Raw genomic sequence first — 737 nt, 5'->3', positions numbered from 1 at the left:
ACTTAGCCATTGATGATGCTTCCGGCAATATCCTAGGGGCTTATTTTGATAAAAAAGAGAACTTGAATGCTTACTATCATGTCCTTGAACAAATATTAGCCAATCACGGCATTCCCCTTCAAATTAAAACAGATAAGAGAACGGTCTTTACCTATCAAGCCTCCAACTCTAAGAAAATGGAGGACGATACCCATACACAGTTTGGATACGCCTGTCACCAACTGGGGATTCTCCTTGAGACAACCGCTATCCCTCAAGCTAAAGGGAGAGTCGAAAGACTCAATCAGGCACTACAATCTCGCCTGCCTATTGAACTGGAACGAAACAATATTCATACCTTGGAAGAAGCCAATACTTTCCTTCTTTCCTACATTCAAACCTTTAATGAACAGTTTGGAAACAAGACAAAACTCTCTGTCTTCGAGGTGGCTCCTAAGCCCTCTGAACGAAATCTCATTCTAGCTAGACTGGCGGAGAGAGTCGTGGATCGTAGACACCATATCCGATTCCAAAATCGTTGCTATATCCCTGTTGAACAAGGAAAAGAAGTCTACTTCAGCAGAAAGACGAAAGCATTCGTTATAAAAGAAGTTGACGGTGACATCTACCTCAATATCGCTGACAAGATCTGTCACACAAAGGAGCTACTAGTTCATGAACTCTATTCGAAAAACTTTGAATCAGAACCAGAACAAAAAAAGAAAGACGCAAGTATATCCCTCCACAAACCCATCCGT

Annotated in this window: 1 pseudogene; it reads left to right on the top strand. The window is 41.7% G+C overall.

The features are described from left to right. A pseudogene (locus tag HT687_RS11470) lies at nucleotides 1-737 on the top strand (ISNCY family transposase); the annotation flags it as partial.

Source organism: Streptococcus sp. 1449 (assembly GCF_013276805.1).
GTDB lineage: Bacteria > Bacillota > Bacilli > Lactobacillales > Streptococcaceae > Streptococcus > Streptococcus pseudopneumoniae.
Note: the sequence above shows the minus strand (reverse complement) of the source record. Positions and strands in the feature narration are given on the sequence as shown.